Source organism: Dyella sedimenti (genome assembly GCF_022760995.1).
Lineage (GTDB): Bacteria > Pseudomonadota > Gammaproteobacteria > Xanthomonadales > Rhodanobacteraceae > Dyella > Dyella sedimenti.
The window spans coordinates 260,540-286,448 of sequence record NZ_JAKWJO010000006.1 but is presented as its reverse complement, the minus strand read 5'-3'; the positions used below and the strand labels follow the sequence as shown (position 1 = coordinate 286,448).

Here is a 25,909-nt window from a genome sequence, read left to right as displayed (position 1 = left end):
CCATGCGCTTGAAGCTTCTGACCCTTGCCCTGGCCCTGTCGGCGTTCCCGCTGGCCGGCCACAGCGAGGACTTGCTGGATGCATACCGAGAAGCCCGCGCCAACGACCCGGTGCTGTCCCAGGCGGAAGCGACCCGCCTGGCCACGGGTGAAGGCGTGACCCAGGCGCGTGCCCTGATGCTGCCGCAGCTCAATGGCAGCTTCGGCCTGACGCAGCAGTCGGGCAGCGGCGGCGGCTACGACAACAGCGGCACCAGCGCCCTCGGCGACTACGGCCACTCGCGTACGCGCTCGCTGTCGGCCACGCTGACCCAGTCGCTCGTCGACCTGAGCCAGTGGGCCAACCTGTCGGCCGCCAAGGCGCAGGCCTCCTCCCAGGACGCTACCTATGCGGCCGCCCTGCAGGACCTGTACGTGCGCGTGACCACGGCCTACTTCGGCGTGCTCACCAGCCAGGATGCGCTGGTGTTCGCCAAGGCCAACGAGGACGCCTACAAGGAGGCCTACGACCAGGCCGACCAGCGTTTCAAGGTGGGTCTCTCGGCAATCACCGACGTCTACCAGGCCAAGTCGTACTACGAGCTGGCCAAGGCGCAGACCATCGCCGCGCAGAACACCCTCAACGACGCCAAGGAAGCGCTCACCCAGATCACCGGCAAGCCGGTGGGCGAGCTGAAGAAGCTGCGCGAGGACCTGCCGCTGACCCCGCCGAATCCGGCCGACCCGAACGTGTGGGTGCAGCAGGCGATCACCACCAACGCCACCATCCAGGCCAACCAGTACAACGTCAGGGCGGCCGAGGACAGCATCAACGCCGCCCGCGCGGGCCACCTGCCTACGCTGAACGCCTCGGTGTCGCGCGGCAAGGACGCCACCTGGCTTCAGCACGGCAACTACAACGTGCCGGGCAACGGCAGCTACGGCACCACGGTGGGCCTGTCGGTGAGCATCCCGATCTTCTCGGGCGGCGCCACCCAGTCGCGCGTACGCCAGTCGATCTACCAGCGCGACGAGGCGCAGGACGCGCTGGAATCGGCTCGCCGCCAGGTGGTGCGCGACACGCTCAACTTCTACCGCTCGGTGCTGGCCGGCATCAGCCAGGTCGAGGCGAACAAGGCCTCGGTCGAGTCCGGCCAGAAGGCGCTGGAAGCCACCCGCGCCGGCTTCGACGTGGGCACCCAGACCATGCTGAACGTGCTCAACGCGATCCAGACCCTGACCCAGGCGGAAAGCAGCTATTCGCAGTCGCGCCACCAGCTGGTGCTCGACCAGCTGTCACTCAAGGAGTCGGCTGGCTCGATCGACCTGAAGGACGTCGAGCTGGTCAACTCGATGCTGCAGTAGGCCTTCATCGGCGTTGCTTGCGGACGAGGCCGGGCATGTCCCGGCCTCATCGTTTCCGGATGGACGGCCAGACGTCCATCGCACGCGGATGCCTTCACTCCTGCAGCAGGTTGTCGACCATGTGCATCACGCGCTTGACCGCGCCGCGCTCGCTGTCGAACACGATGCGCGCCACCTTGCCCATGTGCTCGCGGCGCGGCTGGTCGCGCAGCAGCTGCAGCACCCGCTCGCCCAGCTCATCGGCGCTGTGCACGCGCAGCGCGCCGCCCTCCTGGATGAGGGTGAGGGTGATCTCCTCGAAATTGAACGTATGCGGCCCCACCAGCACCGGCTTGGACAGTGCCGCCGGCTCCAGCACGTTGTGGCCGCCGACCGGCGCGAGGCTGCCGCCGACGAAGGCCAGGTCCGAGGCGGCGTAGTAGGGCATCAGCTCGCCCATGGCATCGATCACGAACACCTGGTGCATGGACGACGGCACGCGGTCGCTGCTGCGCGTGCCCACGGTGAAGCCCAGGCTGCGCGCGGCGTGCTCCACCAGCTTGAAGCGCTCGGGATGGCGCGGCGCGATCAGCAACAGGGCATCGGGCCAGCGCGTGAGCACCTCCAGGTGGGCCTCCAGCACGGGCAGCTCCTCGCCTTCGTGGGTGCTGCCCGCGATCCATACCGGCCGCAGCCGGCCCCATTGCTGGCGCAGGTCCTCGCCCTTCAACTCGGCGTCGTAGGGAACCGGCATGTCGAACTTGAGGTTGCCGGTCACCACGATCTTCTCCGGCACGGCGCCCAGCACGCGGTAGCGCTCGGCATCGGTGCGCGATTGCGCGGCGATCTGGCGCACGCAGCCCAGTGCGCTGGAGACCAGGCTGCCCAGCCGCCGGTAGCCGCGCAGGGAACGCTCGGACAGGCGGGCATTGACGATCATCATCGGGATGCCGCGATGGCGGCAGGCGAAATACAGGTTCGGCCAGATCTCCGTTTCCACGATGATCGCCAGGCGCGGCCGCACGCGGCGCAGGAAACGGGACACCGCGAACGGCAGGTCGTATGGCAGGTAGACATGGAACACGCTGTCGCCGAACAGCTGGCGCACGCGCTCGGAACCGGTCGGCGTCACCGTGGTAATCACCAGGGGCGCGTTGCGGTAGTCGTTGCGCAAGGCCTTGATAAGGGGCTCGGCGGCATTCACCTCGCCGACCGACACGGCATGCACCCACAGGCTGCCCTTGACACCCGGCGCGCTGAAGAAGCCGAAGCGCTCCCGCCAGCGCTTGTGGTAGTCGCGGTAGCGCACGCCGCGCGCCAGCAGGCGCAGCACGAAGATCGGCGTCACCAGGTACATGGCGAGGGTGTAGAGATAGCGCAAGGGGAAGCCTTGGGAAACGGGGCGCCAGTATATCGGGTCGCCCGTCCGCGCCCCGGGCCGCGCGGCTCGCCTCGCTATCGCTTGTTCCCTACAATGGACGGAATGCCTGGCATGCCCCGCCCTTCGTTCACCCGCTCCCTGCTCGCACCCCAGCACTGGCCCGCCTGGCTGGGCGTGGGCGTGATCTGGTCGATCGCGCGCCTGCCGCGCCCATGGCTGATGGGGCTGGGTCGCGGCCTGGGCTGGCTGGTGCAGCGGTTTCCCTCGCCACGGCGGCGCGTGGCGGAAGCCAATATCGCGCTGTGCTTCCCGGAGCTGTCCAAGGCCGAGCAGGCTGCGCTGGTGGACGCGCATCTGCGCGACATCGGCCTGATGATGGTGGAGTTCGCCCTGGGCTGGCTGGGCAGCGAGCGCGCCATCGCGCGCATGCCCATCGTCCTTGAGGGGCTGGAGCACCTGGAGGCGGCGCGCGCCCAGGGCAAGGGCGTGCTGCTGGTGGGCGGCCACTTCTCCCACCTGGAACTGTGCGCGCGGCTGGTCTCGCAGCGCATCCTCATCTCGGGCATGTACCGCCGGATGGATTCGGCGGTGTTCGAATGGGTGGTGCTGCGCGCGCGCCTGGGCTATGCGGAGGCGATGTTCGACAAGGACGACATCCGCGGCACGGTGAAGTACCTGCGCGGCGGCGGCACCCTGTGGTACGCGCCCGACCAGGACATGCGCAGCAAGGACAGCGTGTTCGTGCCGTTCTTCGGCGTACCGGCGGCCACCATCACCGCCACGCATCACCTGGCGCGCCTGTCCGGGGCGCTGGTGATCCCGTTCCACCATCGCCGGCTTCCAGGCAACGAGGGCTATGCGCTGCGCCTGGGCGCGCCGCTGGAGCCGTTCCCCACCGCCGACCCGCTGGACGATACCGCGCGCGTCAACGCCTGCATCGAGGCGATGGTGCGCGCCGCGCCCGAGCAGTACCTGTGGGTGCACAAGCGTTTCAAGACGCGGCCGGAAGGTAGCCCGCCGATTTATTGAATGTGGACAGGTGAATGTCAGCCTGCGCGGGTAGAAAGCCACCCGTGTTTTCCGCGACACCTGTTTCCCCATGTCATTCCGGTTGTTTCTGTGCTCCCTGCGCAAGCGCCGCGACTGGCGAGGCCCGTTCCCCAAGCGCCTTGCAGCCGGCCTGAAGTACATCGTCCGCTGCGCCCGCATGGCGCGGCGGCAATCGGCCTGGTTGCGCGAACTGTACGGCTCGCCCCGGCTGCGGGCCGTGCTGGCGCACGACCCGCGCCTGCACGAGCGCTGGCACCACCCCTACATCAACCGCCGACTGGGCCGCGCGCAGCGCCTGGCCGTCATCCGCAGCCACTACCGGTTTGCCTTCGAGCGCCTGCCCGCGCCCCTGGTGGATGCGATCTACCTCGATGGCCGATACCTGCTGGGCGCCCTGCCCCTCAAGGACGGCAGCGAATTGCTGCTGGAACTGCGCCGTCCGCTGGGCCGCAGCCGCGAGGGCGAACTCGCGCTGTGTCTGGTCAACACGCAGGGCCAGCTGCTGTCCTCGCTGACCTTCAGCGTGGCCGACGAGGGCCATAGCCTGCTGGTCGGCTGCATACAGGGCGCGGCGCCGGAGTTGGGCCGCGAGGCGGTGCGCGAACTCACCAGGCAGTGCCATGGGCTGCGCCCGAAGAACCTGCTGTACTCGCTGCTGCTCGCGTTCGGTGCGTTCTCCGGCGCGCGCCGGATACGCGGCGTTTCCAGCCTGTCGCATCCGTTCGCCGGCGAGGCCGACAAGATCAAGGCCGACTACGACGGCTTCTGGGAGGAGTGCCAGGGCATGCTGCAGCCCGACGGCTTCTATGCCCTGCCGGTGGGCGAGCCCGCGCGCGACGAAGCGCAGGTGGAGAGCAAGCATCGCTCGGCCTTCCGTCGCCGCGAACAGTTGCGCCGCGAGGCATGCGCCTGCCTGCTGGCGGCCCTGCGCGGCGAACCCGCCGCCTGGCCGCAGGCGGCCTGAGCCGGGTGGCGCTCAACGCCGCTCGCGGCGTGCCCGCTCGCGCGCCTCGTGCAGCTTGGCGTACTTGAGGAAGGCGTAGAACGCACCGGTGACGCTGGCGATGAAGCCTGCCCAGCCGTTGAGGAAATAGCGCTTGCCGAGGTACTGGCGCAGGAAGAACAGCGGTGGGTAGCACACCATGCGCAGGCCGGTGAAACGCTGCTGCTTGCGCAGCTTGTACGCCACCATGCCGGTGGTGTAGCGGTTGATCTTGTCCACCCGCGTGGCGATGTCGCCGTCGCCATCGTTGACGAAGTCCGCGCGGCGCAGCGTCTTGACCGGCCCGCGCACTTCCACCGCCGCATGCACCTCGACGTCGTTCATGCCGCCGCGGCGGCGGTCGAACAGGCGCAGGTGACCGTTGCGCCAGCTCCAGCGGTGCTGCAAGGTCCAGAACATGCGCTCGCGGCGCGGCAGGCGGAAGCCGGCATGGCGTGGCGCGGTCAGCGCGCGCTCGATCTCCTCGCGGGTGCCGGGCGAGAGGATCTCGTCCGCGTCCAGGTTGAGGATCCAGTCGTGGCTGGCCATGTCGTAGGCGCGCTGCTTCTGCGGGCCATAGTCGTCGAAGGGGTGCACGGCCACCCGCGCGCCATGCCGCCGGGCGATGGCCACGGTGTCGTCGGTCGAGCCTGAATCGAGCACCACGATCTCGTCGGCCCAGTCCACCTGGGCGAGGCAGGCATCCAGCGTGTCGGCGTTGTTGTAGGTGATGACCACCACCGACAGCGGTTCGCGACTCATGTCGATGCCCCGCTGCGTGCGGGAACCACGTACAGCGCCGCGCACCACAGGCCCAGCAGCCAGGCGAACAGCAGGCCCCACCAGGCCGAATAGAAGGCCAGGTGCGTGTTGAGCGGAAACAGCATCACGGCCAGCGCCAGCGTCGCGGGGAAGGCGCGGGTACGTGCCTCGGCGCCGACGCGCCGCCAGGCGGACAGCGCCAGCGCGATCGCGGCCAGCCAGCACAGCAGGCCGAGCACGCCGGTTTCGGTCAGCACCTCCAGCACCCACTGGTGCGCATGGCAGGCGCCCTCGCCCACGCCGCAGGCCTCCTCGGACACCACGAAGTGGTCATCGGCCGGCGCATAGGCGGGATAGGCATTGCGGAAGGCGCGCACGCCCACGCCATTGACCGGGTGCGCACGGAACATCCGCACGCTGGCGCGCCAGATGTCCAGACGCCCGCTCAAGGCCGCGTCGAGCGACTGGCTGGAGCCCTGCGCCGCCTGCAGCGTGTGTTCCATGCGCGCCTGGAAGCGTCCCGACGTCTTCCAGGCGATCCCGCCGGCCAAGGCCAGCAGCAGCGCGCCCAGGCCCGCCATGGCGAAGAAGCGCCGCGGCGAGCCGGCAATGTGCCAGGCATAGCCCAGCGCCACCAGGGCGTAGCACACCCACGAGGCGCGCGAGCCGGACAGCAGCACCGGCCCCAACAACAACACGAAGGCCAGCAGCCATCCCCACAGGCCCCAGCGCCGCCGGGCCGCCCACAGCGCGAACGGCGAGAGCACCGAAAGCGTGGGCCCCAGCTTAAGGTTGGCCGCGCCGAAGATGCCGGAGAGGCGCTCGGGCGCGGCACGGCCGCCCAGGCTCCAGCCGGTGAGCGCCTGCACCCAGGCATCGAGGGTCCAGAGCGCCACCACCGCCGCGACCGCCAGGTACAGCGCGCCGAGCTTGTCCTCGCGCCGGATCGCGAAGCAGGCATACAGCCCCAGTGGCACGTAGCGCAGCAGGGCCGCCACGGTGGACCAGCTCTTGCCCGGCGCCAGCGAGTCCACCGCCGACAGCAGCGCCGCCGCCACGTAGGCGCCCAGCAGCCACAGCAGCAGCCGCGCGCCGGCGTGCTCGCGCAGCGCCCCCGGGTGCCGCGCGAACAGCAGCACCACGCCGACCAGACACAGGAAGGTGCCCAGTTCCGAACTGCGGCCGAGCGGCAGCAGGGCGACCACCAGCCAGTACGGCAGCAGGGGCGAGCGCAGGGCAGCCTTCAGGGAAACGGCGATAGGGCTCATGCGGGCATCGTGTGATCGCGGCCCGCGCATTGTAGGCGAGCCGTCCGGCGGGACGGGATCAGGCGGCGACCAGCTCGTCGTACAGGGCCAGCGTGGCCTGCTGCATGTCACACAGGCGGTAGCTCTGCAGCATGGGAATGGGCGGCGCCACGCGCAGCAGCTCGGCCGCGCGCTCCACCAGGCGCTCGCGGTCGGCCGGCGGCACCCGGCCGGCCGGATAGAGCTCGGCCAGCAGCTCGCCCACGCCGCCATGCGCGTAGCCGAGCACCGGCCGGCACAGCGACAGGGCCTCGATCACGGTGCGCCCGAACGACTCGGGCTTGTTGGACAGTTGCAGCACCAGGGCAGAGATCGCATAGATGTCGCGCACGTCGGCGCGCGACGGGGACATCACCACCTGCGCCTGCACCCCACGGGCGCGGATGAGCTGGCGCAGCTCGTCCACGTAGGCCTCGCGGCCCGGCTCGATCACGCCCAGCAGCAGCAATCGCGCATCGATGCCGCGGCGCTTGAGCTCGGCCACCAGCTCGATGGCGTCGTGATGGCCCTTCAGGCGCGTGCCGCGTCCCGGCAGGGTCAGCAGGGGCGCGCCCGCCAGCGAGGGGAACTCGGCAAAAAATGCCTTGCGCCAGCCGTCGTCTGGCCGGTGGCCGTACGGAAAGGCCTCCGGATCGATGCCGCGCGGGATCACCCGCACGCGCGACGGCTCCAACCAGGGATAGTGGCCAAGCATGTAGTCGCGCAGGGTCTGCGACACCGCGATCACCCGTTCGCCGCGCAGCAGGATCGCACTGTAGCGGCCAGGTGAATTGAGCCCGTGCACGGTGGTCACGAAATGCGGCGCGGGCTTGAGCCCCTTGATGGCCCACCAGCCCAGCCAGGCCGGCAGGCGCGAGCGGGCGTGCACGATATCCGGCTTGAGCTCGCGCAGCAGGCGCCGCAGCGCCCCCACCTTCAGCAGCGTGCCCAGCGACTTGTGCCCGATGTCCAGGGTGATGTGGCGGCTGCCCTCGGCCTCCAACTGGCTCACCAGGCGGCCACCGGCGGAAATCACGATGGACTGGTGCCCCGCCTTGACCAGCGCCCGCCCGATCTCCAGTGCGGACCGCTCCGCCCCACCCGCCTGCAGGGCAGGGATCAACTGGACGACGGTCAGTGACCTCGCTGGAGTAGCGACAGCTGCCATGATGGGTTCGAAAGGTGCCTTCATCCCTGTGACCAAGCAGCAATCGTGCCTAACCCCGCCATGCGTATTGTTTCAATTGAAACTTTTTGAGGCCGATGTCAGTCGCGCAACACGTAATGCGCGCCGCAATAAGGACATGTGGATTCGCCGCCGTCCTCGACGATCGGCAGATAGACTTTCGGGTGGGAGTTCCACAGCGCCATGCCGGGCATCGGGCAGGACAGCGGAAGGTCCGCGCGCGTCACTTCGTAACGATTTTCGGCATTCGCCGGGATCAGCGGGGCAGCCGCGGGGGAAAGCGACATGGGAAATCACTCCATCAGGATACCGGACCGCGCATGTTAGCAGGCCGGCCCGCCTGCGCGAGGGCGGGCCGGGGCCGGAATACGCCCACAAAAAAGCCCGCACCGGATCCGGTGCGGGCTTTGCGCCAGTGGCGGGCTTACTTGGCCGCGTCGGCCTTCGGCACCGAGGCCTCGGTGGTGATGCGCACCTTGATCTCGTCGCTCACGTTCGGCACGTAGGCGCCCAGGCCGAAATCCGAGCGCTTGAGCGTGGCGGTGGCGTCGAAGCCCACGGTCTGCACCTTCAACATCGGATGCTCGCCGCTCTTGTTGAGCGTGGCGTCGAGCACCACCGGCTTGGTCACGCCGTGCACGGTGAGGTCGCCGGTGACCTTGAACTTATTGCCACCCAGCGCCTGCACCTTGCTGCTCTTGAAGGTGACGGCGGGGTACTTGTCGGCGTCGAAGAAGTCGGGCTTCTTCAGGTGCTCGTCCAGCTTGGCCACGTGGGTGTCCAGGTTGGCCAGCGGCAGGGTCACCTCGACCGAGGACTTGGCCGGGTCCTTGTCGTCGAACACGATGGTGCCTTCGCCCAGGCCGAGGTTGGCAGTCGGGTTTGAGAAGCCGAAGTGGTTCCAGCTGAACAGGACTTCGGTGTGGCCCGGGTCCATCGCGTAGGTGACCGGAGCGGCCTGGGCGGTGACGGCGGCGCCGAGCAGGCCGGCGAGGACGAGATAGCGGAGTGCACGCATGAGGGGGATCTCCAATGGGTTGGTGGCTTGTGCGGATCGACGGCTCAGGCGATCCGGCAGGCCTCGTCGAACGACAGGCGCGGGTTGCGCGGGAACAGGTCGCGGCTGGCATCGCCATAGCCGATGTTGATCAGGAAATTCACCTTGACCGTGGTGCCGGCGAAGAACGCGGCGTTCACGCCCTCGGCATCGAAGCCCGACATCGGACCGCAGTCCAGGCCCAGCGCGCGCGCCGCCACGATCACATAGGCGCCCTGCAGCGAGGCGTTGCGGAACGCGGTGGCCTCGATCAGCGGCTGGTTGCCCACGAACCAGCTGCGCGCATCGGCATGCGGGAACAGCTGCGGCAACTTTTCATGGAAGGCGTAGTCCATGCCCACGATCGCGGTCACCGGCGCCGCCAGGGACTTGGCGCGGTTGCCCTCGGACAGCAGCGGCGCGAGCTTGTCCTTGGCCTCCTTCGACTTCACGAAAACCAGGCGCATCGGCGAGGAGTTGGCGCTGGTGGGGCCGAACTTGGCCAGTTCGTAGAGCTGGTGCAGCTGGTCGTCGGTCACCTCTTTCGGCAGCCACGCGTTATGCGTACGGGCGGTGCGGAACAGTTGGTCGAGGGCGGCCTCGGAAAGCATCTCGCTCATGGGTATCCTTTGGGACATGGCGCGCCGCGGGTGGCGCAACAGTTCCCCAGTGTAAGCGCGGGCGCAGTCAAACTGGACCCAGGCGGATGAAACGAACTGTAGTTCTGAGGGAAACAATGCTGTCGGCGGTGCGCTCGTGCTGAAGCCGCGCGGCGACTGCTGGGTCATCACGGACGCCGCCGCCGGCAACCAGCGCCAGGCCCTGACCCTGGCCGACCTGCTGGACATGCCGATCCGCCACCTGCAGTTGGAACCGCGCGCGCCGTGGTCCTGGCTGGCGCCCCGCCTCACCCTCGGCGCCGAGCTGGCCTTGTCCTCCACCCAGGAGTTGCAGTTCGCGCCGCCCTGGCCCGCCGTCGCCATCGGTTGCGGCAGGCAATCGGCGCTCTATACCCGACTGCTGCACTCCTTGAGCGGCGGGCATTGCTACACCGTGCAGATCCTCGACCCGCGCATCGACCCCGCTCATTGGGACACCGTGATCGCCCCGCGGCACGACCGGCTGTCCGGCCCCAACGTGCTGCAGCCGCTGGGCTCGCTCAACCCGGTGGACGACGCCTGGCTGCAGGAAGGCCGCGAAGCCGATCCCGCGCTGGCCGAACTGCCTCGCCCGCGCGTGGGGGTGCTGCTGGGCGGACCGCGCCAGGGAGTCGTCTTCGACGGCAACTACATCGAGCAATTGGCCTACCGCCTGCAACTGCGGCAGCTGTCCGAGGGCGGCAGCCTGATGGTGCTGGCCTCGCGGCGAACGCCGCGCGCCCTGGTGGAGCGCATGCGCGAACGGCTGGCCGACGCGCCCGGCCTGGTCTGGGCCGGCCAGGACGACGGCAGCAACCCGTATCCCAGCGTGCTGGGCTGGGCCGACCGCCTGGTGGTCACGCCCGACTCGGTCAACATGCTTTCCGAGGCCTGCGCCGTCGGCTGCGCGGTGCATACCTTCGTGGTGGGCGGCCTGCCGGGCAAGCTGCAACGTTTCCACCAGGCCCTGCGGGATGCCGGCCGGCTGTACGACATCGAGGCAATCGCCGCGCCGCCGGCAAGGCCGCTGCGCGAAACGGCGGCGATCGCCGCCACGCTGCGCGAGCGCATCGCGGGGCGCCAGCAGCAGGGCGCTTAGCATCTGTTCGAAGCCTTGGCGTTTTCCGGTCTTTTCTTTTTTGGTCCGCGAAGTGGTGGGAGACGTCGAAACGCACGCCGCGTCCCACGGGGGACTCCCTTCGATCGTAGGCGGCAACCTGGCGCAGACGCGACAATCGAAGACCGACGCTACTGGATGACTCGCTGCGCTCGCCCCTTCGGGGCCGCCCTACGGGCGTTCTGCGCGCTTCGCGCTTGTCCGGCCTGCGCCAGGATGACGAGCAGGTCGCGCACAGGGTGCGCTCCTACAGAGAGAGGGGGCGGGCGCTAATCGGGTTCCGGCGGAGAGGGCAATGGCGACCACCATCGGCGGCGCCATGCTTCTCCCTGGATCCAACATGGCGGTGCACTTTAGAACGCGAAACCCAGCGCGGCGGTCACGTCCCGCACGTTGCCGCACAACCGCTCCAACTCGTCGTCGCGCGGCGCGATGCGCGAGCGCAGGTCGAGGGTGCAGGCCAGCGCGCGATGCAGCAGCTCGGCATGCGCCTCGGCGAGCAGGCCCGCCTGTTCGCCATCCAGCAGGCCGGCGTTGCGGCAGGCCTCGATCAGGCCCGCGTTGGCGGTGATGCCCAGCAGCGCCGGGTGCGCGGAGGCATGCGCCAGCACCAGTCCCTGCAGCGCGAACTCGATGTCCAGCAGGCCGCCCCGGCCCTGCTTGAGATCGAGCTGGCGGTCATCGGAACGGTCGCGCTCGGCGCGCCAGCGCTGGCGCATGTGGCTGACCTCGCCCAGTACCGCCGCGCGGTCGCGCGGCGTGGCCAATACCTCGCGGCGAACCGCGGCCAACTCCGCGGTGAGCGCGGCGTCGCCGGCGATCGGGCGGGCCCGCAGCAGCGCCTGGTGCTCCCACGTCCAGGCACGGCTTTTCTGGTAGCCGGCAAAGGATTCCAGGCTGCTCACCAGCAGGCCCTTGGAGCCGTCCGGGCGCAGGCGCGTATCCACCTCGTACAGGCGGCCGGCGCGGGTCAGCACGGTGAGCCAGTTCACCACGCGCTGCACCAGCCGCTGGTACCAGCGCGACCCTTCCAGCGGGCGCGCGCCATCGCTCATGGCCTGCGCATGCCTGCCGTCGTAGACGAAGACCAGGTCCAGGTCGGAGGCGAAGCCCAGTTCCTCGCCGCCCAGGCTGCCGTAGCCCAGCACGGCGAAGGCGATACCGCCGCCGGGCAGGCGGCCGTGCTGGGCGATGAGGTCGCGCTCGGCCAGCGTGGTCACCGCCTGCACGATCGATTCGGCCAGCACCGCCAGCCGCCGCGCGGTCGCCACCGCATCGGCGCGGCCGTCGCTGAAGGCCAGGCCCAGCCGGAACGCCACGCTGGCCTTGAACTCGTTGAGGCGTTCCAGTTCCGCCTCGGGCTCACGCTCGTCCAGCGTGGCCAGCACGCGGCTGATCTCGGCGCCGATGTCGGCGCGCTTGAGCGGCAACTGTTCGATGCGCGGATCGAGCACGTCGTCCAGCAGCAGGGGTTGGGCGATCACCCGCTCGGCGAGGAAGGCGCTGTCGGCGAACAGCCGCGCCAGGCGCAGCCGGGCGGCCGGCTGCTCCTCCAGCAGCGCCAGGTACGAGGAACGCCGCGCCACCGCCTGCACCAGGCGACACAGGCGCAGCAGGCAGGGCACGGGCGCGGCGCTGTCGCGTGCCACCGCCAGCAGCTGCGGCATCAGCCGGTCCAGTTGCTCGCGCGAACGCTGCGGCATGGCGCGCACGGCGCCCGCCTGCGACAGCTTCTGCAACGTCTCGGCGACCTCGGCGCCCGGGCTGAAGCCTGCGGCTTCCATCACGCCCGCGTCCAGCGATTCCGTGCAGGCGCGCTGCCACAGCGCCACGTCCGCCACCGGGGCACTGGCCGTGCGCCCGCCCTGCGGCATCAGCACCGCGGCGAATTCCTCGCTGACGTGGGCGCGGTGCTCCGCCAGCCGCGTTTCCAGCGCCTCCCACGAGTCCTCGCCCAGGCCGAGCGCGATGCGCTCGCGGCTCAATGCATCCTCGGGAATGTCGTGGGTCTGCGCGTCGCGCAGCATCTGCACGCGGTTCTCCACCCGGCGCAGGAACACGTAGGCCTCGCGCAGCGCGCGGGCGCGGGCGGCCGTGATGTGCCCGCGCGCCTCGCAGGCGGTGAGCGCCGGCAGCAGGCCGCGCACGCGCAGGGACGGCTCGCGGCCGCCGCGGATCAGTTGCATCAGCTGCACCACGAACTCGATCTCGCGGATGCCGCCCGGGCCGAGCTTGAGGTTGTCCGCCAGGTCCTTGCGCGCCACCTCGGCGTCGATCAGCGCCTTCATCTCGCGCAGGCCGGCGAACGCGGTGTAGTCGAGGTAGCGCCGGTACACGAAGGGCCGCAGCAATTCCTGCAGCTGCTTGCCCTCGTTGCGGTCGCCCGCCACCGGCCGCGCCTTGATCCAGGCGTAGCGCTCCCAGTCGCGGCCCTCGCTCTGGTAGTACTGCTCCATCGCCGCGAACGGCAGCGCCAGCCGCCCGGCGTTGCCGAACGGGCGCAGGCGCAGGTCCACGCGGGCGCAGATGCCGTCCACGGTGGGTTCGCTGAGCAGGCGCACCAGTTGGCGCGCCAGGCGCACGAAATATTCGCTGTTGTCGAGCGAGCGAGCGCCGTCGCTCTGCCCGCTGTGCGGGTAGGCCAGCACCAGGTCGATGTCGGAGGAGAAATTCAGCTCGCTGCCGCCCAGCTTGCCGAAGCCCATCACCACCAGGCGCTGCAGCACGCCCTCATGGCTGCGGCTGTGTCCGTAGCGGGCGGCCAGGGCCCGCTCCGACCAGCCCAGCGCCGCCTCCAGCAGGACCTCGTAGAGCACGCTGGTGGCCGACAGCGTCTCGGGCAGCTCGTCCAGCCCGTTGATGTCGCGGAACACCAGCCGCAATGCCTCGGCATGGCGGAAACGGCGCAGTTCGGTAAGGCAGACCGCTTCGTCGTCGGGCAGCTTCAGGGCATCGGCGCGTGCGCCGGCATCGCTGCCCGAGCGCAGCCGTTCCAGGCCCTGCGGCGCCAGCCATTGGGGCTGGCGGAACCACGTGTCGAAGGCGAAATCGCTGGCCAGCAAGGTGCGGCGAATGCGTTCGGCCACGCCCGCGTCGTCGTGCAGCGGCACGCCCATCACGCGGCAGCGGGCCACCAGTTCACCGTAGCGGTCGTCGATCAGCGCGCGCAGCGCGGGGGATTCCGTGGGCCGGTGCATGACATTCATCCGGCCATTGTGCCGCAGCGGCACCGGCGCTGCGCTCCCGTCCGTACGGCTACATGAGCCGCGCATGACCGCAAGTACCCACACGTTGCCGCGACGTGCACGGGCAGCGTCCATGGCACGTTGCCCCTATATCGCCGGGGTATCCGCCTGACGACAAGCAACAATTGGTTCATACCCGGCTGTTTACATTTTCATGTCCGAGCCATGACAGCCATCAACAGGATGCCATGATCATGTCAGTGACTCCTTCCGCGCTACCGGCGCGTCCGCTTTCCCTCCGCCTGGGGTTGATCGCCCTGCTGGCGGTGGTTTTCACCCTGGCGACCGGCCTGGTCGACGGCGGCATCGGGGTGGGTTCCGCCCAGGCGCTGAGCCAGCCGATCTTCCCCGTGGCCAACGCCTTGCCCGGCCTGCTGCTGGCCATCCTGCTGCTGGTACTGTCGCGCCGCGCATTGCTGTCGTTCGGCCTGGCCTTCCTGTTGCAGGCGCTGGTGTATGGCGTCAACGCACTGAAGGTGAGCAACCTCAACACGCCGCTGATGCCCGCCGATTTCCGCATGCTGGGCCAGCTGCGCCGCGGCGGGTTCAGCCTGCTGGGTAGCTACCTGCCGGCCAGCCCTTGGCCCTACCTGGCGCTGCTCGGCGCGTTGGCCATCATCGTGGCCGCGTGGCGCATGGAGCCGCCGATGTTCGCGCGGCGCACGCGCGGCAAGCGGCTGGTGTCCGGCGTGGCGCTGTTCCTGCTGCTCGGCACGCTGCTGGCGGGCATGCCGGGCTGGACCAGGATCTACGGCGGACGGCACCTGTGGCTCGAACCCTGGTCGGCCTCGGCCACGGCGGAGCACTCGGGCCTGGTCAGCTCGCTGGTGATGTTCCACCTGCACCAGGGGCATGGCCGCAAGCAGCCCGACGCCGCCTCGGCGCAGCAGTTGATCGAGCGCAGCGGCACGGCCCTGCGCGAGCACCTGCAACCCGCCGCAAGCCCGCAGGGCGAGCTGCCCGATATCGTGGTGGTGCAGAGCGAATCGTTTTTCGACCCCTCGATCGTAAGAGGGTACGAGAGCACCGACCTTACGCCCAACCTGCACCGCCTCGCCGCGCAGGGGCAAAGCGGCCCGCTGCACGTGCCCACCTACGGCGGCGGCACCATCCGCACCGAGTTCGAGGTGCTGACCGGCCTGTCGCTGCGCTATTTCGACGACCTGCAGTTCCCCTACCTGCAGATGAGCCACAAGGTGGTGCCCAGCATGGTGCGCGCATTGCGCTCGCACGGCTACGAAACCATCGCGCTGCACGGCAACGACCCAGGCTTCTGGAACCGCACCACCGCGTTCCGCGCGCTGGGCTTCGACCGTTTCGTGTCGCGCTCGTCCTTCCCGGCTCATGCGGCGATGGACGGCCAGTACATGGCCGACAGCGCGATGACCGACGAGATCATGGGGCAGCTGAAGAATGCGGGGCCGCCGCAGTTCCTGTTCGCCATCAGCATCGAGGCGCACGGTCCCTACGACGTGCCGCCGGCGGACACGGCGGCGCGCGACGCCATCCCGGTGCCCGAGGGCATCACCGGCAAGAACAAGCTGGAGCTGCAGAACTACCTCTACCACATGCGGCATGCCGACCAGGAACTGGGGCGGCTGGCCGAGCTGCTTTCCCGCCGCGAGCGCCCCACCCTGCTGCTGTTCTACGGCGACCACCTGCCCGCGCTCACCGACACCTACCAGCACACCGGCTTCGTGGACGGCAAGGACATGCTCAGCCAGGCCGGCACCTGGCTGCTGGTCGATCCGCGCAATCCCGCGCCTGCCCACCGCGAGACGCTGGCCTCGTGGATGCTGCCCGGCCGCCTGCTCGAACAGGCCGGCGTGCATGACGACGCCTATTTCGCGCTCACCCAGGTGATCGCGCCGCAACTGGCCGCGCTCACCCGCGCGCCCGGCGCGCCGCCGGAGGGGGAGGACAACGCCGAAAAGACGGCCGACGACGACATGGCCAACGTGGCCCTGCTGCGTATGAAGGGCAAGCTCGACCCGCTGCTGCCCAGGGCCGAGACGCAGACGGCAGGGCTCGGCGCCAGCCAGCCTCAGGTGAATGAGGCGGAATCGGCCGGCGCACACCAGTGATGCGGGCCACTGCGGCGGTGGCGCTAGAAGTCGTAGGTACCCGTGAGCAGGTAGCTGCGGCGCGTGCGCAGCGGCAGGAAGGTCTCGTCGAAGTCGGCGGCATAGAGGCGGCGCGACAGCAGGTTCTTCACGCCGACGGTGACACGCCAGCGCTCGGCGCGATACCACACGTTGGCATCCACCTCGGCCTGGCCGGGTACCGCGTAGTAGGTGGTGTAGTCCGTGCTCTGGCCCAACGAACGACTGCGCGCCAGCAGGCCGCCCGCCACGCCCCATCCTTGCAGGGCCTCGCCCTGGAACGCATGGCTGGCCCACACGCTGTAGCGCTGGCGCGGCGCCCCCGTGGGCGCCGTGCCGTCGTGGTTGCGGATCATCGCATTGGTGTAGCTGGTGCTCAGGTCCAGTCCCGGCGCGACCTGCCCGGTGAACTCCACTTCCAGGCCGCGGTTGGTCTGCCCCGGCCCCAGCGTGGCGAAGTGCGGCGGCGCATCGTCGACCAGCAGGTAGCTGTGGTCGAGCATGATGCGATACAGCGACACGGTGAGGCGGGCACGGCCGTCGAACAGATTGAACTTCGCGCCGGTCTCCAACTGGCGCGACAGCGCGGGCACCAGCGGGCGCCCGTCCTGCCCCAGATAGGACACCGGCTGGAAGCCGTTGGCCACGCCGCCATAGAGCGAGATGTCGGGGGTGAGCTTGTACAGCAGCCCGGCATTGGGCACCCACTTGGTGCGGTGCGGGCGCCAGGGCTCGCCCTGGACGTCGTCGGTGGAGACTTCGTAGGCGGCGCGGCGCAGCGACAGCAGCGCGTTCCAGCGTTCGCCCAGCGCCAGTTGGTCCTGCAGGAACAGGCCGTTGTCGACTGACCATGGCGTGCCGGCGATCGACTCGTCGTCGGCGGGGCGGACCACCGCCTGTACCCGCGGCAGCGCGGGACTGGTGAACAGGTTGTACACGCCGTCGTAGGCGTGCCAGTAGTCGTCGCTGCGGCTGACGCGCGAACGCGAGTAGTCGAAGCCCAGGGTGACTGTGTGGGTCGTCCGTGCGCCCGTTTCGAACACGCCCACCAGGTCGTTCTGCAGCGAGTAGTAGGCGTCGCCGTAGCGGTAGGCTTCCGCCCAGGCGTTGGTATCGCCGACGGGCGTGGGATCGAGCAGCGACCAGCTCTTCTGGTCGTTGCTCTGCCGCACGTACTGGCCGCGGCTGCGCCAGCTCCAGGTATCGCCCAGCTGCTGATCGAGCATCAGGTACAGGCGGTTGGTCTGGTAGCTGGCGTAGTCGTAGGGGTTGCCGGGCAGGATGCCGGCCGGCGAGGTCGTCAGGCCCGGCGACACGCCATCGTCCAGCACCAGCACGTGGTCGGGCACCGGCAGCCGGTTGAGGATGCGCTGCACGCCCACCACCAGTTGCGTGGTGTCGCCATGCCATCCGATCGAGGGCGCGACATAGGCGCTGCGGCGGTCACGGTAGCCCTGCGGGGTACGCGCGGCGTATTCGCCGGACAGCACCAGGCGATAGCTCCACCCCGGCGCATGGCCCAGCGGCCCGGCCAGGTCCATGCCGAGCTGCGTATAGCCCTGCTCGCCGATGGCATAACTCAGTTCGTGCAGCGGCTCGCTCTGCGGCTGCTTGAGGGTGACGTTGACCTGCCCGCCGAAGCTGCTGCCGGTCGCGTCGCCCAGGATCGACTGCGGCCCCTTGAGCACCTCCACGCGCTGCAGGCCGATCAGCGGCGGGTAGTCGCCCGAACCGGCGATGCTGTTGGGCATGCCGTCGGTCAGGCCATTGCCGGTGTAGAAGCCGCGCACCTGGAACAGCGGCAGGCCGTCGGCGCCGTCGACGGAGGCCACCCCGGCCACGTTGCGCAAGGCATCGGCCACGCTGAGCATCTGCTGCGAATCCATCAGGTCGCGCGTCACCACGCTCACCGATTGCGGCACGTCGATCAGGTCGGCGTCGTTGCGCAGGGCCTCGCTGTTGAGCGTGGCCATGAAGCCCACGTCCCGCCCCACCAGCGCGTTCGCCTCCACCGGCGTCAGCTCCTTGACCTGCGCATGGCCGGCCGGGGACGCGGCGCCGGCCGGCGCCGCTTCGCGCGGCGTCACCGCCACGGTGCCTTCGCCGGTGAACCGGTAGTCCAGGTTCGTGCCCTGCAGCAGCAGGCGCAGGGCCTCCGCCACCGGATAGCTGCCTTGCACGCCGTTGGAGCGGAAGCGCGCGATGGCGCCGCCGCTGGTCAATACCTGCACGTTGGCCTGCTTGCCGAAGGCGATCAGCGCGGTGGCCAGGGGCTGTGCCGGGATGTCGAAGTCGATGGCCGCCGGCGCGTGCGCATACGCCCAGCCGGCTTGCGGCGGGGCGATGCCCGTCGCGATCGCCAGGCCGCCGGACAGCAGCATTGCACGCACCTTCATGGCCTTCGCTTCTCGTCGAGCGAAAACCTTGAGTTTGACATGCGCCCGGCGTTTTTTGTCGCCACCGGATCACGCCGCCGGCGATCCCTCGCGCCGCGATGGCACCGGCCGTCAGCGGCTCCGTGGTCGCTGGCGCGCGTCCTTGAGCACCACCTGCCCGCCGGCATCGCCCACATCAACGGGTAGCACCTGGGGCAGCGCCTGCAGCCAGTCGTCGATGGCCTCGGTCTTGACCGTGCCGGTGAAGGTCAGGCCGTTCACCCCGTCGTCGGCGATGCGCAGCGGCTGGCGGCGATAGCGGTTGATGTTGGCCACCACCACCGATAGCGGCTCGTTGTCGAAGGCCAGGCGGTCGTCGCGCCATGCCGCCGCCTGCGTGGGATCGGAACGGGTCACGCGCAGGGCGGGATGCGCAGGATCGTACGATACCGACTGTCCCGCCACGATCTCCAGGCCATCGCCCTTGCCGGCGGCGTCGATGATGCGCACGCGCCCCGCGGCCATGGCGATGGTCACGCGCCGGCCCGTGCGGCGCACGTCGAAAGCGGTGCCGATGTCCTCGATGACCAGGTCGCCCGCGCGCACCACGAAGGGACGGCGGTCCCCATGCGCCACCTCGAAATAGGCTTCGCCCTCGGCCAGGTCTACCTGGCGACGATCGCGGCCGTAGCTCGCGGTCAGGCGCGTGGCGCCGCCCAGCGCGATGCGCGAGCCATCGTCCAGCGTGATGTCGCGCCGCGCGGCCACGGCGCTGGCGTAGTCCCGCGCCACGGCCGTGCCGCCGTGGCGCGACCAGCCTAGGTAGCCCGCCGCCAGCAGCAGCACGGCGGCGGCCGCCGCCGCAAGCGGCCAGCGGTATCGCCGCGGCGGCGAGGGCGCGAATTCCGCCAGCAGCCGCGTCTGCGACGCCGCATCCAGCGCGCCGAGCCGCGAGGCCAGTTCGGCCACGCGCTCGAAAGCGGCGAGGTGGGCCTCGTCCTCGTCGGTCCAGGCCAGCCACTGTTCCGTCGTGCGTTCGCTGAGCCGGGGATCGCGCAGGCGCACCCACCAGTCGGCGGCGACGCGCAGGATCTGTTCGTTCGGGGTAGTCGCCATCATGGCATCTCCGGTTCGTCCACCCGCGCCCGGCAATGCGCCAGGGCGTTGGCCACGTGATAGCGCACCATGCGCTCGCTGATCTTCATGTCGCGCGCGATGGCGCCGATCTCGCGGCCATCGATGACATGCATGACAAAGGCGCGGCCCGTCTTGGCCGGCAATTCGCGCAGGGCTGCCTGCAAGGCATGCAATTGGCGCGTGGCGGCGGCGTGGCGCTCGGGCACGGGCGCCAGGTGCACGTCGGGTTCCGGCACTTCGGGCGGATGGTCCTCGCGCACCTTGCGCATGCGCAGGCGGTCGACCGCCAGGTTCGAGGCGATGCGGAACAGGTAGGCGCGCAGCGATGCCACCTGCCCGGGCTGCTCCAGCGTGACCAGGCGCATATAGGCCTCCTGCGCCACTTCCTGCGCGTCGGACAGGGATTGCAGCCGGCCCTGCAAGAAGGCGACCAGCGCGCGGTTGTGCAGGCGGAACAACTCCGCGACGCGCATGGCATGCGCCGGGTCGGGGGATGCCGCGCCGCCCGGTCCATCGTTGACTGGCTTGATCACTCGGCCTCCGGCAGGGGCGGCGATTCTATCGCCTCGTCCGTGGCCAACGTGTCGCGCCACCACGGCACCGGACGCAAGGCCTGGTTGAGCAATTGCACGGCCTGCCAGCGCCACTCGGCGCGGCGGTGGAGCAAGGCATGCCGCCCGTCCCCCACCTCGGCCTCCATGCATGCGCGCGGCACGGCGGGCAGGTGGAACCAGCCCACGCCCTCCTCCCCCACGCCGTCCTGCCCGCGCCAGAACGCGTCGAGATTCACCGTGGCGCCCGGCGGGCGGGCCGCATCGCCCACTGCCAGCAGGCGCGTCAGGCCGCACTGCCCGGCCAGCACATAGGCCAGCGCCAGCAGCAGCTCCCTGGATGGCAGGCCATGCAGGCGGCGCGCCAGTCCATCCTCCATGGGGCCATGGAGAGCGCCGATGGCCAGGGTCTGCTCGTCGATCACGGTGAGCACCAGCCGGTGCGGTTCGCCCTGCACTTCGCCGAGTTCGATCGCCAGCTCGCCCTCTCTACCGGCGCAAGGACGCAGGGCCAACCGCAACAGGCAGCCGTCATCCATGGCCAGTTCGCCCAGGACGGCGCCGCCATGCGCGTACACGCCCTCGAACAGGGCTTCCGGCCAGCGCCGCAGCAGCAGCCGGTAATGGGCCTGCACGGCGCGCAGCCGTGCCGCCGGGCGCCAGTGCCGGTGGAGGAAAGGGTGCAGGTGGCGCTCCCGCAGGCGCGGATCGCGCTGCACGCAGGCGCGCATCAGCGCATGCGCATCGAGAAAGGCGAGGAAGCGCTGGTGGCGTACCGGCATGCATGCGGCCCGCGCCAGGTAGCGGGCCGCCATGACCGCGCGCGCGCCGGCGTGCCCGCCCCAGTCGGTACGGCCGCGCAGCGAGCGCCACCAGAGCCCGAGTCGAGGGTTGCCATCCGTGGCGATGCGCTTCCTCTGTCCAGCCACCCGCGAATGCGCGAACCCCGCCAGATGGAGGTCGCGTTCCAGGGTGCGTTGGGCCGCATAAGCGCAGCCGCTTGCCGCAAACACCCGGTCGGCGTCCAGGGGTTCCTCCCCCGGCGGTGGATTCCGTTCGTTCAAGCTCGCGCGACCCGCTTGGTGGCTATGACAAGACTTAAGACGTCCGAGCCCGTCAAAACGGAAATGCCCCGCCACGCATCGGTCAGAAGTCGGCATGCACCCCGACGAAGGCGCTGCGCGCCTCGCCCACGAAGGCGCCGGCCCCGTTGGCCGCCACGAAGTAGCGACGGTTGGCGAGGTTGCGCAAGTTGAGGTCCACGCCCCACGACGCGGCCTGGTAGCCCAGCAGGGCGTTGAGCACCACCGCCGACGGGATGCCATTGGCGTTGGTCAGGTCGCTGTAGCTGTGGCCCTGGTAGTTCACCCCGCCGCCGACGCGGAAGCCCGGCAGGCCGGCGATGGCGAAGCGGTACGTCGTCCACAGGTTGCCCAGGAAGCCGGGCGCGCCCTGCGGCCGGTGGCCCACCGACGCAATGCCCTGCGGGTTGTCGGTAATGACCGCGTCCTGGTGGGTCAGGTTGGCCAGCAGGTGCCATTGGCCGGTGAGAGCGGCATCCAGCGAGGCCTCGGTGCCGCGCGTCTTCTGGCTGTCGAACACCACCGCCTCCACGCCGTCGATGGTGGTGGCTGCCGCGACGTGGTCGCGCTTGACGTCGAAGGCCGCCGTGTCGAGCACGATGCGCCCGTCCAGCCAGGCGAACTTGATGCCGGCCTCGTACTGCCGCGCGGATTCCGGCGCGCCCACGCCGTTCTGCGTGTTCTCGGAATTGAAGTTGGCCAGGTGACTGCTGGAGACGCCGACGTAGGGCAACATCCAGGCGAACAGCTTGTAAAGCGCGCCCACGTTCCAGCTCAGCGGCGCGTCGTCGCGCGTGTCCTTGACGCCGCCGAGCAGCGGCCTGCCGTCGGTGCCGAAGCGGCCCGGCACGGTGATACGCGGGGTGAGCGAGGTGTCCCACCAGTCCTGGCGCACGCCGGCGCGGAGCTTGAGTGCATCGGTGACGTCGGCCTGGTCGGTAGCGTAGAGGCCGTAGTAGGTCGCCGCCAGTCGGTCGTCATCGCAGGAATGCTTGGCGTCGCACAGGAAGTTCACGCCGGCCAGCGAGGTCTCCGGCGGCACCGGCGCGAAGGCGTCGGGAATCGCCGGCAGGTCGGCGGTGGCGCGCTGGGTGGACAGCGTCTGGCGCTGGTATTCGAAGCCGGTCAGCAAGGTGTGGCGGACCGAACCCGTGGCGAAGTGCCAGACCGGCTCGAGCTGGTAGTCCAGCGAATTGTCGCGGTCGTCCTGCCGGCGCAGCTGGCGATTGACCACCTCGCCGTCGCTGACCTTGGTGCTGGAACTGTCGCCGTTGACCACCGCGTCCAGCGTGCGGTGCAGGTAGGACAGCCGGTTGTTGACGGTCAGCAGGTCGCTCACCGTCCACGCATCGGCCAGGGTCGGCCGCACCACGTCCGAGTGGGCGGTGGTGAACGGCGAGGAATACTTCGCGTCGCGGGAGACGTCGCGCAGCGGCGTGCCGTCGAAATAGATGATGCCGTAGGAGTCGGGCGTCTCGTGGATGTTGCGGGCATCGAGCGCGAAGTCGGTGACGTGGTCGCCCCAGCGCCAGCGCAGCGCCGGGCGGATTTCCTTGTCGCGGCTGCCCAGGTCGCGGAAGCCGTCCGCGTGGGACAGCGTGGCGTCGACGCGATAGTCGAGGCCGGCGACGCCAGTGGGGCCGGTGGCGTAGCCGCTGCCGGTGACGCTGCCGAACGAGCCCGCCTGCAGGCTCGCGCCGGCATGGAAGGTGGAGACCGGCGCGTAGTGCACGATGTTGATTGTGCCTCCCGGCGCGCCGCTGCCGAACAGGGCCGAGCCCGGCCCTTCCAGGATCTCCACGCGTTCCACGCCGTTGAGCGAGTGCGACAGGCCGCTGAGCTGGTCGCCGTCGGAAAAGCCGTCGCTGTAGATCTGGGCGTTGAGGCCGCGTATCAGGAAATGGTCGAAGTAGCCCTTGGCGTCCTGGCCGCCCGCGTTGATGCCGCTGGCGTTGCCGATCACGTCGCGCAGCATGCTGGCGCCCTGCTCGGCCATCAGCGCGCGGGGAATCACCTGCACGCTGGCGGGCAGGTCGCCCAGCGCCGTGCCGGTCTTGCCCAGGTCGGCCACCTGGCCGGGGTTGTCGACCCGCGAGTCCTGCACGACGCCCTGCACGGCGATGGGGCTGAGCGTCACCGCGTCCTGCGCCCAGGCCCCCGGCGCGGCCAGCAGGGCGGCGAGGCAGAGCGCCAGGCTGGTACGGCGATACGGCGGGCGAAGGTGGGATCCGGTGCGGGGAGGGACAGCAGGAACGGGAATGGGCGACATGGGTTTTCCTCGGCGTGGGCGAAGGCGATTCCACAAGAAACAAATGAGAATCACTTTCAATTGTTGGCGCCGTGGGTGCCGCCTCCGGCGGGTTTGGTTTAACCGCCCGGAAAATTTGTCCAATGGTGCCGGCAAGCGGGCCGGAGGCCGCCCAAAAGAAAACCCCGCACTAGGCGGGGTTTTCCGGTGTTGCCTGCCTGGAAAGGCGTGGACTTAGAAGTCCATGCCACCCATGCCGCCCATGCCGCCGGCCGGGCCGTGCGCGTGGGCTTCTTCCTTCTTCGGCACTTCGGTCACGGCCGCTTCGGTCGTGATGATCGAGCCGGCCACCGAGGCGGCGAACTGCAGCGCCGAACGGGTCACCTTGGTCGGGTCCAGGATGCCGAAGGCGATCATGTCGCCGAACTCGCCGGTGGCGGCGTTGTAGCCGAAGTTGCCCTGGCCTTCCTTCACCTTGTTGAGGACGACCGACGGCTCGTCGCCGGCGTTGGCCACGATGGCGCGCAGCGGGGCTTCCAGGGCGCGGCGGGTGATGGCGATGCCCAGGTCCTGGTCGGCGTTGCCGCCCTTGATGCCCTCGATGGCCTTCAGCGAACGGATCAGGGCGACGCCGCCGCCCGGCACCACGCCTTCCTCGACGGCCGCACGGGTGGCGTGCAGGGCGTCTTCGACGCGGGCCTTCTTCTCCTTCATCTCCACTTCCGTCGCGGCGCCGACCTTGATGACGGCCACGCCGCCGGCCAGCTTGGCCACGCGCTCCTGCAGCTTCTCGCGGTCGTAGTCGGAGGAGGTCTCCTCGATCTGCGCCTTGATCTGGCCGATGCGCGACTGGATGCGCTCGGCTTCGCCGGCGCCGTCGATGATGGTGGTGTTTTCCTTGGTGATCACCACGCGCTTGGCGCGGCCCAGGTCGCCGATGGTGGCCTTCTCAAGCTGCAGGCCCACTTCCTCGGAGATGACCTGGCCATTGGTGAGGATGGCGATGTCCTCCAGGATGGCCTTGCGGCGGTCACCGAAGCCCGGCGCCTTCACGGCGGCGACCTTGACGATGCCGCGGATGGTGTTGACCACGAGGGTGGCCAGCGCTTCGCCTTCCACTTCCTCGGCGACGATCAGCAGCGGCTTGCCAGCCTTGGCGACGGCCTCGAGGACCGGCAGCAGCTCGCGCACGTTGGAGATCTTCTTGTCGTGGATGAGGATGAACGGGTCGTCCAGTTCAACCTGCTGCGACTGCTGGTTGTTGATGAAGTACGGCGACAGGTAGCCGCGATCGAACTGCATGCCTTCGACGACGTCGAGTTCGTTCTCGAGGCCCGAGCCTTCCTCGACGGTGATCACGCCTTCCTTGCCGACCTTCTTCATCGCGGTGGCGATGATCTCGCCGATGGCGGCGTCGGAGTTGGCCGAGATGGTGCCGACCTGGGCGATCGCCTTGTCGTCGGCGGTCGGGTTGGAGAGCTTCTTCAGCTCGGCAACCGCGGCGCCGACGGCCTGGTCGATGCCGCGCTTGAGGTCCATCGGGTTCATGCCGGCGGCGACGGCCTTGAGACCTTCCTGGATGAACGCCTGGGCCAGCACGGTGGCGGTGGTGGTGCCGTCGCCGGCGACGTCGGAGGTCTTGGAGGCGGCCTCCTTGACGATCTGCGCGCCGATGTTCTCGTACTTGTCGGCCAGCTCGATTTCCTTGGCCACGGACACGCCGTCCTTGGTCACGGTCGGGGCGCCGAAGCTCTTCTCGAGCACGACGTTGCGGCCCTTCGGGCCGAGGGTCACCTTCACGGCGTTCGCCAGGGTATTCACACCCTTGAGCATGCGAGCGCGCACGTCTTCGCCGAAGCGGACTTCTTTAGCTGCCATAATTTTTTTGCCTCAAAAAAATTGAATAGGAATGGGAACGCTGGCGACGGGACAGCTACCAAGCGCGGTTTGCCGCGCGAGCACCCGTCCGACCAATCAGCCTTCAATAACAGCCACGATGTCGTCTTCCTTCAGGAAGACCAGCTCTTCGCCGTCGATCTTGATTTCCTGGCCGGCGTACTTGCCGAACAGCACGGTGTCGCCTTCCTTGACCGACATCGGACGGACCTTGCCGTCCTCCAGGATGCGGCCGGCGCCGGCAGCGATGACCTTGCCGCGGGTCGGCTTCTCGGTGGCGCTGTCGGGAATGACGATGCCGCCAGCGGAGACGCGCTCTTCTTCGAGACGCTTGACGATGACGCGATCGTGCAGCGGACGCAGTTTGCTCATGGATGGGCTCCAGCTTGGGTTGGTAGGGTTGGAACGAAAAGTGGTACCCCGGAGTGGCGCATTGCTAGCACTCCCAGTAGGTGAGTGCCAATTTTAGCGACGCAAATCCCCCCTGCAAGAGGTGCCGCTCCGATGGCTAGA

General features: G+C 69.3%; 20 protein-coding genes. 5 read left to right on the top strand and 15 right to left on the bottom strand.

Annotated elements, in window-relative coordinates:
- Positions 1 to 2: 2 nt before the first annotated feature.
- On the top strand, positions 3 to 1,343 hold the full coding sequence (locus MJ605_RS14375) for a TolC family outer membrane protein (protein WP_243042223.1): 1,341 nt from the start codon (positions 3 to 5) through the stop codon (positions 1,341 to 1,343).
- A 94-nt stretch (positions 1,344 to 1,437) separates the two neighbouring features.
- Here MJ605_RS14375 and waaA read toward each other — a convergent pair whose 3' ends face one another.
- Entirely contained in the window at positions 1,438 to 2,703 is a 1,266-nt protein-coding gene (gene waaA / locus MJ605_RS14370; RefSeq protein WP_243042222.1) for a lipid IV(A) 3-deoxy-D-manno-octulosonic acid transferase, read from the bottom strand.
- A gap of 111 nt (positions 2,704 to 2,814) precedes the next feature.
- Between waaA and lpxL the strand changes: the two genes are divergently transcribed.
- Positions 2,815 to 3,732, top strand: coding sequence for an LpxL/LpxP family Kdo(2)-lipid IV(A) lauroyl/palmitoleoyl acyltransferase (gene lpxL / locus MJ605_RS14365; RefSeq protein ID WP_243042221.1), 918 nt, complete (start codon positions 2,815 to 2,817; stop codon positions 3,730 to 3,732).
- Positions 3,733 to 3,802: 70 nt separating this feature from the next.
- Positions 3,803 to 4,717, top strand: coding sequence for a VirK/YbjX family protein (locus tag MJ605_RS14360; RefSeq protein ID WP_243042220.1), 915 nt, complete (start codon positions 3,803 to 3,805; stop codon positions 4,715 to 4,717).
- A 12-nt stretch (positions 4,718 to 4,729) separates the two neighbouring features.
- Here MJ605_RS14360 and MJ605_RS14355 read toward each other — a convergent pair whose 3' ends face one another.
- From MJ605_RS14355 to MJ605_RS14330, 6 genes are all read right to left on the bottom strand, one after another.
- On the bottom strand, positions 4,730 to 5,497 hold the full coding sequence (locus tag MJ605_RS14355; RefSeq protein ID WP_243042219.1) for a glycosyltransferase family 2 protein: 768 nt from the start codon (positions 5,495 to 5,497) through the stop codon (positions 4,730 to 4,732).
- Complete coding sequence (locus tag MJ605_RS14350; protein ID WP_243042218.1) at positions 5,494 to 6,765, bottom strand: O-antigen ligase family protein; 1,272 nt, start codon at positions 6,763 to 6,765, stop codon at positions 5,494 to 5,496. Before MJ605_RS14350 ends, MJ605_RS14355 begins: the two co-directional genes overlap by 4 nt.
- 58 nt (positions 6,766 to 6,823) lie before the next feature.
- Positions 6,824 to 7,951 carry a glycosyltransferase gene (locus tag MJ605_RS14345; RefSeq protein WP_243042217.1) on the bottom strand — a complete coding sequence of 376 codons (1,128 nt, stop codon included), beginning with the start codon at positions 7,949 to 7,951 and terminating at the stop codon, positions 6,824 to 6,826.
- Between the two features lie 98 nt (positions 7,952 to 8,049).
- Positions 8,050 to 8,256 (bottom strand): zinc-finger domain-containing protein, encoded by a 207-nt coding sequence (locus MJ605_RS14340; RefSeq protein WP_243042216.1) that lies wholly within the window; start codon positions 8,254 to 8,256, stop codon positions 8,050 to 8,052.
- Between the two features lie 137 nt (positions 8,257 to 8,393).
- Positions 8,394 to 8,987 carry a YceI family protein gene (locus MJ605_RS14335; protein WP_243042215.1) on the bottom strand — a complete coding sequence of 198 codons (594 nt, stop codon included), beginning with the start codon at positions 8,985 to 8,987 and terminating at the stop codon, positions 8,394 to 8,396.
- Positions 8,988 to 9,031: 44 nt separating this feature from the next.
- Positions 9,032 to 9,625, bottom strand: a complete 594-nt coding sequence (locus tag MJ605_RS14330; RefSeq protein ID WP_243042214.1) for a malonic semialdehyde reductase — start codon at positions 9,623 to 9,625, stop codon at positions 9,032 to 9,034.
- Positions 9,626 to 9,761: 136 nt separating this feature from the next.
- On the opposite strand from MJ605_RS14330, the gene MJ605_RS14325 reads away from it, so the two are divergent.
- Complete coding sequence (locus tag MJ605_RS14325) at positions 9,762 to 10,742, top strand: mitochondrial fission ELM1 family protein (RefSeq protein WP_243042213.1); 981 nt, start codon at positions 9,762 to 9,764, stop codon at positions 10,740 to 10,742.
- 371 nt (positions 10,743 to 11,113) lie between these two features.
- Here MJ605_RS14325 and glnE read toward each other — a convergent pair whose 3' ends face one another.
- Entirely contained in the window at positions 11,114 to 13,957 is a 2,844-nt protein-coding gene (gene glnE, locus MJ605_RS14320; RefSeq protein ID WP_425601016.1) for a bifunctional [glutamate--ammonia ligase]-adenylyl-L-tyrosine phosphorylase/[glutamate--ammonia-ligase] adenylyltransferase, read from the bottom strand.
- Positions 13,958 to 14,199: 242 nt separating this feature from the next.
- On the opposite strand from glnE, the gene MJ605_RS14315 reads away from it, so the two are divergent.
- A complete protein-coding gene (locus MJ605_RS14315; RefSeq protein WP_243042211.1) occupies positions 14,200 to 16,089 on the top strand; it encodes an LTA synthase family protein in 1,890 nt (629 codons plus the stop codon).
- 23 nt (positions 16,090 to 16,112) lie between these two features.
- Here MJ605_RS14315 and MJ605_RS14310 read toward each other — a convergent pair whose 3' ends face one another.
- From MJ605_RS14310 to groES, 7 genes are all read right to left on the bottom strand, one after another.
- Entirely contained in the window at positions 16,113 to 18,503 is a 2,391-nt protein-coding gene (locus tag MJ605_RS14310) for a TonB-dependent siderophore receptor (RefSeq protein ID WP_243042210.1), read from the bottom strand.
- Positions 18,504 to 18,614: 111 nt separating this feature from the next.
- On the bottom strand, positions 18,615 to 19,601 hold the full coding sequence (locus MJ605_RS14305; RefSeq protein WP_243042209.1) for a FecR family protein: 987 nt from the start codon (positions 19,599 to 19,601) through the stop codon (positions 18,615 to 18,617).
- Positions 19,598 to 20,092: an RNA polymerase sigma factor gene (locus tag MJ605_RS14300; protein ID WP_279237591.1), complete on the bottom strand. Its 495-nt coding sequence runs from the start codon at positions 20,090 to 20,092 to the stop codon at positions 19,598 to 19,600. Before MJ605_RS14300 ends, MJ605_RS14305 begins: the two co-directional genes overlap by 4 nt.
- A 56-nt stretch (positions 20,093 to 20,148) precedes the next feature.
- Positions 20,149 to 21,099, bottom strand: coding sequence for a DUF535 family protein (locus MJ605_RS14295; RefSeq protein ID WP_243042207.1), 951 nt, complete (start codon positions 21,097 to 21,099; stop codon positions 20,149 to 20,151).
- A 217-nt stretch (positions 21,100 to 21,316) separates the two neighbouring features.
- Positions 21,317 to 23,521 carry a TonB-dependent receptor gene (locus MJ605_RS14290; protein ID WP_243042206.1) on the bottom strand — a complete coding sequence of 735 codons (2,205 nt, stop codon included), beginning with the start codon at positions 23,519 to 23,521 and terminating at the stop codon, positions 21,317 to 21,319.
- Between the two features lie 213 nt (positions 23,522 to 23,734).
- On the bottom strand, positions 23,735 to 25,378 hold the full coding sequence (gene groL, locus MJ605_RS14285) for a chaperonin GroEL (RefSeq protein ID WP_243042205.1): 1,644 nt from the start codon (positions 25,376 to 25,378) through the stop codon (positions 23,735 to 23,737).
- Positions 25,379 to 25,474: 96 nt separating this feature from the next.
- Positions 25,475 to 25,768 carry a co-chaperone GroES gene (gene groES / locus MJ605_RS14280; protein WP_038623202.1) on the bottom strand — a complete coding sequence of 98 codons (294 nt, stop codon included), beginning with the start codon at positions 25,766 to 25,768 and terminating at the stop codon, positions 25,475 to 25,477.
- Between the last annotated feature and the right edge of the window lie 141 nt (positions 25,769 to 25,909).

Bases quoted from the DNA above. Each gene is read 5' to 3' on its own strand.
- MJ605_RS14375 (WP_243042223.1), top strand. From the start codon at position 3: ATGCGCTTGAAGCTTCTGACCCTTGCCCTGGCCCTGTCGGCGTTCCCG.
- lpxL (WP_243042221.1), top strand. From the start codon at position 2,815: ATGCCCCGCCCTTCGTTCACCCGCTCCCTGCTCGCACCCCAGCACTGG.
- MJ605_RS14360 (WP_243042220.1), top strand. From the start codon at position 3,803: ATGTCATTCCGGTTGTTTCTGTGCTCCCTGCGCAAGCGCCGCGACTGG.
- MJ605_RS14355 (WP_243042219.1), bottom strand. From the start codon at position 5,497: ATGAGTCGCGAACCGCTGTCGGTGGTGGTCATCACCTACAACAACGCC.
- MJ605_RS14350 (WP_243042218.1), bottom strand. From the start codon at position 6,765: ATGAGCCCTATCGCCGTTTCCCTGAAGGCTGCCCTGCGCTCGCCCCTG.
- MJ605_RS14345 (WP_243042217.1), bottom strand. From the start codon at position 7,951: ATGGCAGCTGTCGCTACTCCAGCGAGGTCACTGACCGTCGTCCAGTTG.
- MJ605_RS14340 (WP_243042216.1), bottom strand. From the start codon at position 8,256: ATGTCGCTTTCCCCCGCGGCTGCCCCGCTGATCCCGGCGAATGCCGAA.
- MJ605_RS14335 (WP_243042215.1), bottom strand. From the start codon at position 8,987: ATGCGTGCACTCCGCTATCTCGTCCTCGCCGGCCTGCTCGGCGCCGCC.
- MJ605_RS14330 (WP_243042214.1), bottom strand. From the start codon at position 9,625: ATGAGCGAGATGCTTTCCGAGGCCGCCCTCGACCAACTGTTCCGCACC.
- glnE (WP_425601016.1), bottom strand. From the start codon at position 13,957: ATGCACCGGCCCACGGAATCCCCCGCGCTGCGCGCGCTGATCGACGAC.
- MJ605_RS14315 (WP_243042211.1), top strand. From the start codon at position 14,200: ATGTCAGTGACTCCTTCCGCGCTACCGGCGCGTCCGCTTTCCCTCCGC.
- MJ605_RS14310 (WP_243042210.1), bottom strand. From the start codon at position 18,503: ATGAAGGTGCGTGCAATGCTGCTGTCCGGCGGCCTGGCGATCGCGACG.
- MJ605_RS14305 (WP_243042209.1), bottom strand. From the start codon at position 19,601: ATGATGGCGACTACCCCGAACGAACAGATCCTGCGCGTCGCCGCCGAC.
- MJ605_RS14300 (WP_279237591.1), bottom strand. From the start codon at position 20,092: ATGCGCGTCGCGGAGTTGTTCCGCCTGCACAACCGCGCGCTGGTCGCC.
- MJ605_RS14290 (WP_243042206.1), bottom strand. From the start codon at position 23,521: ATGTCGCCCATTCCCGTTCCTGCTGTCCCTCCCCGCACCGGATCCCAC.
- groL (WP_243042205.1), bottom strand. From the start codon at position 25,378: ATGGCAGCTAAAGAAGTCCGCTTCGGCGAAGACGTGCGCGCTCGCATG.
- groES (WP_038623202.1), bottom strand. From the start codon at position 25,768: ATGAGCAAACTGCGTCCGCTGCACGATCGCGTCATCGTCAAGCGTCTC.